At 57.5% G+C, this 7,447-nt stretch carries 6 protein-coding genes and 1 pseudogene; all 7 read left to right on the forward strand.

What is annotated here, in order from left to right:
- Window positions 1–109, forward strand: a pseudogene (locus tag ACH196_RS37400) (IS5/IS1182 family transposase); the annotation flags it as partial.
- A gap of 682 nt (window positions 110–791) precedes the next feature.
- Window positions 792–1,322 (forward strand): methyltransferase family protein, encoded by a 531-nt coding sequence (locus ACH196_RS37405; RefSeq protein ID WP_396651885.1) that lies wholly within the window; start codon window positions 792–794, stop codon window positions 1,320–1,322.
- A gap of 186 nt (window positions 1,323–1,508) precedes the next feature.
- Entirely contained in the window at window positions 1,509–2,267 is a 759-nt protein-coding gene (locus ACH196_RS37410; RefSeq protein ID WP_396651880.1) for a response regulator, read from the forward strand.
- Entirely contained in the window at window positions 2,264–3,679 is a 1,416-nt protein-coding gene (locus ACH196_RS37415) for a sensor histidine kinase (RefSeq protein WP_396651881.1), read from the forward strand. Before ACH196_RS37410 ends, ACH196_RS37415 begins: the two co-directional genes overlap by 4 nt.
- A gap of 487 nt (window positions 3,680–4,166) precedes the next feature.
- Window positions 4,167–5,315, forward strand: coding sequence for a patatin-like phospholipase family protein (locus ACH196_RS37420; RefSeq protein WP_396651882.1), 1,149 nt, complete (start codon window positions 4,167–4,169; stop codon window positions 5,313–5,315).
- Window positions 5,316–5,410: 95 nt separating this feature from the next.
- On the forward strand, window positions 5,411–6,259 hold the full coding sequence (locus ACH196_RS37425) for a DUF3313 domain-containing protein (RefSeq protein WP_396651883.1): 849 nt from the start codon (window positions 5,411–5,413) through the stop codon (window positions 6,257–6,259).
- Between the two features lie 339 nt (window positions 6,260–6,598).
- On the forward strand, window positions 6,599–7,336 hold the full coding sequence (locus ACH196_RS37430) for a TolC family protein (RefSeq protein ID WP_396651884.1): 738 nt from the start codon (window positions 6,599–6,601) through the stop codon (window positions 7,334–7,336).
- Window positions 7,337–7,447: the final 111 nt, after the last annotated feature.

Consider the following 7,447-nt stretch of genomic DNA (forward strand, 5'->3'; position numbering starts at 1 on the left):
CTGTCGGCGCCTGGCCAAGGACTGGGAATGCCTCAACGCCAGGGCACTCGCTTTCCTAAAGCTCGCCTCCATCCGCCTCATGATCAGAAGACTTTGTAATCCATCATAAAGTTACCGGACTGACTCTTGGACAACAACCTGATTTGAACGTTCGTGAGACGCTTGCCCTCATCCGAGAGAAATTGAAAAAAGTCTAAGCGCCTTTTGCTTACGAACGAGCTCCAACCTCGGTCGCCGGCCCGCGTTAGTCCGTTCCGGTTGCATCGTTTTCTGGCGGCCCATGGAGGCAATGAGCGAACGTCTTTGCCGCTGCCGTGCTTGAGCATTCCTCCGCAGGCGGGGAGTACCGCCCGATGGGTCGAGGCGGGACCTACTCGGTCACCCTCACGCCATTTGCTGCCGACTAAGCGACCGCTGTAGAGCAGTTTCCCGCACGAAGTGGTTGTGCTCGGGGGGCACTATGTCGGCACCGACGAGAGCAACCTTGGCTGCTCGCAGCCATGCTCCAATCCTAACCGGCATTCCCAACATCTCTTAACAATACAAAACCCACAGCAATAACAAATCGCACCACACATCGCCGAACAGCGCTGCCGCAAGCAGATGGCGGGAACGTCTTCCAGTCAATCAGCCGGCGCCTGCGCAACAATTGTCTGGACCGCGCTGAACGGTGTTGAGGGTGATAGTTGGAGATGGATCAGAATGTTCGAGCTTTTCGTCAGCGTAAGCGCATTCTATTCTTCTGGATATCTTCGCCCATTCTTGTTTCGTTGTTGCTCTTTACGGAACCGATGTGGATCGATGGTGACGTTCGGAACGAAATAATCCGTCAGTTCGGTGCCCTCACACTTTTGACCTGCATTGCAGGTCGTTGCTGGGCGGCGCTTCACATAGGCGGACAAAAGGATCAACGGCTGATCACATCAGGGCCTTACGCCCGAACGCGGAATCCCCTTTATTTCTTTTCGACGGTGGGATCGGCGGGGGTTGGTCTAGCCGTCGGGTCGATAACGTTGGGTGCGGTGTTTTTCTGCTTCAGCTATCTCGCATTCAGCTATGTGATACGGCGGGAAGAATGGGCGCTGGAACATTTCTTCCGAGGGGAGTACCGCGCGTATGTCATGCTCGTACCAAGGTTTTTTCCGTCATTGCCGGAGATCTTGGTCGAACCGTCGACCGCCGAGCAGGTGACGTACAATCCTCATGTCCTGCGCACGACCTTTTGGCACGCTCTCCTATTCCTGCTCCCGATTCCATCGTATAGCGTTATACAGTACCTACACGGAAACGAGATAATCACGCCACTCGCAAAGCTATACTAGCCTTGCACGGATAGTGGAAAAATCGTTTGCTGATAGGCTGAGATTCTGGCTGAGCAGTTTCCAACAATGTCGGCAGGCCGCGCGACAGCGACTTGCCTTGGAGCTGCGGCAACAAAAATAAACATAATTCTTGCTGACAACCGTCGTGCGAAACGGGATACCCGCCGGTGGAGGTGGGAGGGTCTCATGATAGCCGAACCCATGGGAAACGTCGGAGTGGATGTCCTAACTCACGCTTCAGCTCGTATCCTCGTCGTCGAAGATGACCGCGATATAACCAGCATGTTAATCGACCTGATGAAGGATGCAGGCTACGTCGCCGAGGCGGCGGGGTCGGCGGTCGAGATGGACCGCGCTCTTGCCAGGAAGGATTTCCAACTCATCATCTTGGACGGGATGCTGCCCGGCGAGGACGGCTTCAGCATATGCCGGCGGATCAGGGCATCGAATACGATACCGATCCTTATGCTGACCGCCATGACGAAGGACGTGGACAGGATCGTCGGACTAGAGTTGGGAGCGGACGACTACGTCACCAAGCCATTTAATTCTAGGGAACTTCTGGCAAGAGTGAAGGCCCTTCTGCGACGTTCGTCCTATTCCATTCCGGCGAGACATAGCGAAGAGCCGATGACGTTCGCGGGCTGGCGCATCGATCCGGTTGCGCGTGAGCTGATCGATAGCGACGGTGTCAATGTGTCACTCACGACGGCGGAATTCGATGTCCTGCTGGTGTTCTGCCGCAACCCCCGCCAGATCATGTCGCGGCAGGAGATATTGACCCGCACGCATGCTGGTTCGGCAGGTCCGGTCGAACGCAGCATCGACGTGCACGTCAGCCGCGTCCGGCAAAAGATCGAACCGAACTACAAGGATCCGACACTCATCAAAACCGTGCGCCTGGGCGGGTATATATTTACCCCGGAGGTGGCGTCGGCACTATGATCGATCGGTTCTGGAAGGCCTCCATACGCTTACAGTTCATCGTATTCGCCTCGATTCCTGTTCCAGCGATCGTCATATGCATCATTGCCATTTTGCCGGAGCCGTTCATCTTCCAGAATGAAAAGCTGCTCATGGCTAAGGGCGCTCAGATCGAGTTGCTCGTCACGCAGTTCAGGACTGTCGGAGACGAATCCGGCGTTGAAAATCTCGTCAGGTCGAGCGCCCCGCTCGGTCTCGAGTTAAAGGTCCTGCCATGGGCTGATGTCAACGGTAAAGAGGACCGTCAATCGGACGACCATCTCCTCTCAGGTGAACTCCGCCGCGTCCTGCCTGCCGATTTCGAAGCGGTCGTTCTTGAAAATGCTCAAGGAGGCGAAGGACACAGCACGATCGCGGTGCGCCTCGACCCTCTGCGCGCGCTCGTAATCGGCTTCTCCGGGGCCGACATCGCTCCGTCGGGATTCAGCGCAATCGTTGAGTTTATCGCGAAGGTCCTCATTCTGATGCTGCCGATGCTACTCCTAGTCCTTTACATTGGGACCATGATCACGTCGCCTCTCGTTCGATTTGCCGACGCGGCAAAGAGATTGCGACTGGACGGTGACGAGGAGGAATTGTTCGCGGCCGCCGGCGCCAAGGAAATCCGCACGCTTGCGATGTCGCTCAACAATATGCGACGTCGCATTCGCAAGATGGTCGATGACCGCACACGGATGCTGACGGCCGTAAGCCACGACCTCAGGACGCCGTTGACACGGCTGAGAATGCGGGTCGAGCGCTCCAAGGACGCTGTCTCAAAGGAGGCGATGCTTGCGGACATATCCACGCTCACCACCATGATCGAGGACAGCCTTCAGTATCTGACCAGCACGGCAACGGCTGAGGCGCCTCGGAAAGCCGACATTTCGAGCCTGCTGCAGACGATCGCGTCGGAATTCAGCGACCTGGGGTACGACGTCGCCTACGTAGGGCTGGATCGGTTCGTATATATATGCAAGCGAAAGGCCCTTATCCGCGCGGTAACCAATATCGTCGAGAATGGCGTAAGGTTCGGTACGAAGGTTGGCATTGAATTGCGAGCCAATTCTCGCGGCGACGTGGAAATCGTGGTCTGGGACGATGGCCCTGGCCTTGACCAAGATCTCCACGAGAAGATCCTGGAGCCGTTCTTCAAAGCAGACGAGGCGCGGACAACAAACACCGGCGGTGGTTTTGGACTGGGGCTGTCAATCGCCGACGAGGTCGTCAAGGGGCACGGTGGCACACTGCTCATCGAGAACGCAGTGCCTTGCGGTCTAAGAGCGACAATACGATTGCCGTCGACACAGGTTGTTTCGCACCAGATGAACAATATTTCTGCTGCAAACGGGAAGCCACGTGCCGAAGCAACTTCTCCATCTCCGGCAAGGTGACCCCGTCTGCCCTCATCATCTGCCTGATCAATGGATCCCTCAGGACGTCGGCAATCGTCATTTCATCATAGGCCATCCGTGGCATCCCGTCTTGATCCCAGGATGAATAGACTCGGCACGAAACCTCGCAATGTCGAAACTGGGACGAAATGAAGGCGCTTGGTGAAGTTTTGTTGCGAGATGTCGACCTGACCCGAAGTTTCTCACGTTTGTTTTTGCCCCAGCCACGTGAGCGCGGCCTGCCGTACAATTGATCTCGGCATGCGCAGCACTGCAGCTTACCCGCCGCGGGTTAGGCCATTTTTCAGCGCAACAATTCTTAACAAGACAAAATCCAAGGCAATGACGAATCCGAACTAATGTCGCCGACGCGGCCCCAGAAGGCGTTCGCGAAGGAATGCTGCACTGCGGATGGAGACTTCGATGTTTCACGCGGACTGTAGCCCATTACGAGGCGTTCGCAGTGCATCGACTGATGGTGGTCTTCATGCTGGTCATTCTTGCCGGGTGTATGGCGCCGGACCGTATCGCATACGGACCGAAAGTCGCAGCCACTGCCAGCGTCGTCGGTTTTAGCGATATCCGCATGTACGCGGATGCGACCGGGAAACTGCCCGAAGAACGCGCATGGTTGCCCGCGCTAAAAAGCCGGGAAATCAACTACCTGGCCATGTCGGGCGGCGGCGCCGGAGGCGCATTCAGCGTCGGGGTTTTGAGAGCCTGGTCCGAGAGAGGTGATCGGCCGGAATTCGATATCGTCAGCGGTGTCAGCACGGGTGCTCTGATCGCCCCCTACGCGTTCCTCGGCTCGGCTTACGACAAGCCACTCGTCGATCTTTACACCGGTGGCATCGCCAAGGAATTGGTCGCCTTCGATTTTCTGCCGCAAGCCCTGCTCGGCGCCAGCCTCCTGAAGCAGGAGCCGCTTCGCGCGATGGTCGAGCGGTATCTGACACGCGACGTTGTGGCGAGGATCGCCGCAGAGCATCGCAAGGGCCGGCGTCTGCTTGTCTTGACCTCGAATCTCGACTCCCAAAGAGCGGTGATCTGGAACATGGGCGCCATCGCCGCGAGCGGTCGCCCCGACGCCCTGAAGCTTTTTCAGGATGTCATCATCGCCTCGGCGAGCATTCCTGGCCTCTTCCCGGCAGTGCTCATCAAGGCCATGTCCGGGGACCAGTTGTTTGAGGAAATGCACTCGGACGGCGGCTCAGTTTCCGCAATCCTCACCTTTCCGGAAGGATGGATGGCAGACCCGGAGATGGGCGTGTGGCCGAAAGGTCGCAAGCTGAACATGTACATCATCGTCAACAATACGCTTACCCCCAAATTCTTGGCCACGAGAAACAACACGTTCTCTGTCATGGCCAGGGCGAATTCCTCACTGATCAAGTCCCAGGCACGCAGCGCGCTGATGGCAACCTATGACTATGCGCAGAAAAACGGCATTCGATTCCGGGTGGCCTCGATCGACACTCAGGTTCCCTACAAGGTCACCGATCCTTTCAACACCGACTACATGCGCGCCGTCTACCGACTTGGATATGCGGAGATGGCGAACGGCAGCCTTTGGAAAGAAAGGCCCGTATTTACCAAGACACTTGCAGCCGTGCAACCAGCGGAACAGCGGCAGTAGCGGTGCTCCCTCTCACCAAACCCACGCCGACCACGGTAAAACAGGAGAACGCAGTGGCATATTCCCGAAATGAATTGGTAGCCGATAGGCATAGAATGATCAGGCACACGCTTTTTCCATGCCTGCTCGTAACGGCCGTTACCGGTTGTGCCGCCGTACCGCTCGAGCAGGCCAGCTCGCTGTCATCTTACGAGAGCCTTGCTCCGGTCAAAAGCCGCTTCCGAAAAGCGAACTACATGGTTTCGGCCGAGGATGTGAAAGTGGCCAAGACGGTCTATATCGAGCCGACCAAGGTTTCGGATATGGCTGCGCCATCCATCAAGAAGTCTTCGGATCGTGCCCTCGTCGCAAACATGGTCAGCCGCGGCCTGTGCGTTGGTGTCAGCGATCGTTTCCAGGTCGTCGACAATAGAGAAGACGCCGATCTGATCGTTCATGCGACAGTCACGCGTATTGTACCGACGAACACCACGGCCGCGGGTGTGTCGACTGCGGCGGCGCTCGGGGCAACGATCGCGCAATCCTCTGTACCGGTGCCAAGAATTCCACTCGGACTTGGCGGGCTTTCCGTTGAAGGCGAAGCAACGACCAGAGAGGGCAAGCAGGTGGCGGCGCTCGTGTGGGCGAAGGGCGCGAGCTTGTTGACTGGTCCGCGCGTTTCACAGGTCGGCGATGCCTATTCGCTCGCAGAGAAATTTGGCGACGATTTCTCCAAGATGCTCATCACGGGCAAGACACCCTACAAGGGGCTCCCCAGGCTCCCGTCCGGGCAGAAGATCATGTCTAGCCTTGGCGGAAAGCCAAAATACCGGGCATGCGAGAAATTTGGCCGGTCGCCGTTCCTCATGGACGCCGTGGCCTCCCAAGTCGGCGCGCCGCCGTCCTGGACAGACAAATCAGCCCCGGAGCAAGTATACGCGTCGATTCCGCAGCCCCCTGAGTAATTCCTGAAAAGGAGACCGGCCGCTGGTAGCGCCAAAAGCAGCTAGTCTTGTTCGAAACATCTCCGAAGCGGCGCTTTATCATCCGAGCAGGGCGCACGTGAGGAAGCAGTATTTCCCCGTGCTTCCATGACATGGCCGGACAGTCACCGATGGTTCCGGCCATAATGCAAAGACTCTTAACAAGTCAAAACCCAATGCAATGGCAAATCCGAATTAATGCCGCCAAGATAGAAGGAAGTCAGCGGCGGCATGTCTCGTTAAGCCATCTGCATCGGTAGTATTGTGACGAGTCTTTTCGCCTCGGGCTGCACGACTCTCGCCGATCTTCAGAAACCTGACGTGAAGATCGCGGACGTTTGGCACTCGACCCTTCCTCATGGCGGCCGGATCGACGATCTCGTGTCGTGGTGGTCGGCCTCTTTCGATCCGTCGTTGACTGCCCTCATAACCGTGGCGCAGGTGCAAAATCCCAGTATCGAGACCGCCGAGGCGGAGATCAAGAAGGCCCGCGCAACGCTAACGTCCGTGCAAGCGGGTCTGTTTCCCAGCCTTGGAGGCTCGGGATCGCTGAAGGGCACGGGCACGGGCGGTGACAAGGCAAATCGGGTTGCCTCCACCGCGACTGTGAGCGGCAGTCTGGACGCCTCCTGGGAGGTCGTTCTGTTCGGCAAGACGCGCCAGAGGAGCGAAGCCGCGCGGGTTCGCGTTCAAGAGCGTGTCGCTGACTGGCACGGTGCGCGCGTCTCACTCGGCGCCGAGGTGACGGACTACTACGTGCAGTACCGTGCCTGCAGGCAACTTGATTTTGCTTATGCCAGTGAGCTTGCCTCGCAACGCGAGACGATACGGGCAATGGAGACTGCTGAAACTTCCGGTTTCACGTCGAGCTCCGATCTTGCGTTGGGCCGGGCCGGGGTCGCCTCCTCGGCGTCCACATTGACCGCCCAGCGGGCCGAATGTGACGTATTCGTCAAGTCGCTCACGCGCCTCACCGGCGGCGACGAGCCTCTTGTTCGTGACCTTCTGGCGAAGGGCAAGTCGGAAATACCTACGCCGAAATCTGTTGATTTCCACTGAGAAGTGACCCAGTCGACGGAGGTTTTTCCATCGAGAATTGACCCATGTTTGAAGCTCCTCCCACACGGCACGTGTGGGGGACATCGGAGTGATCGACATGGGGTTATTGAG

Origin of the sequence: Mesorhizobium sp. IMUNJ 23232 (assembly GCF_044326205.1) — a bacterium.
Lineage (GTDB): Bacteria > Pseudomonadota > Alphaproteobacteria > Rhizobiales > Rhizobiaceae > Kumtagia.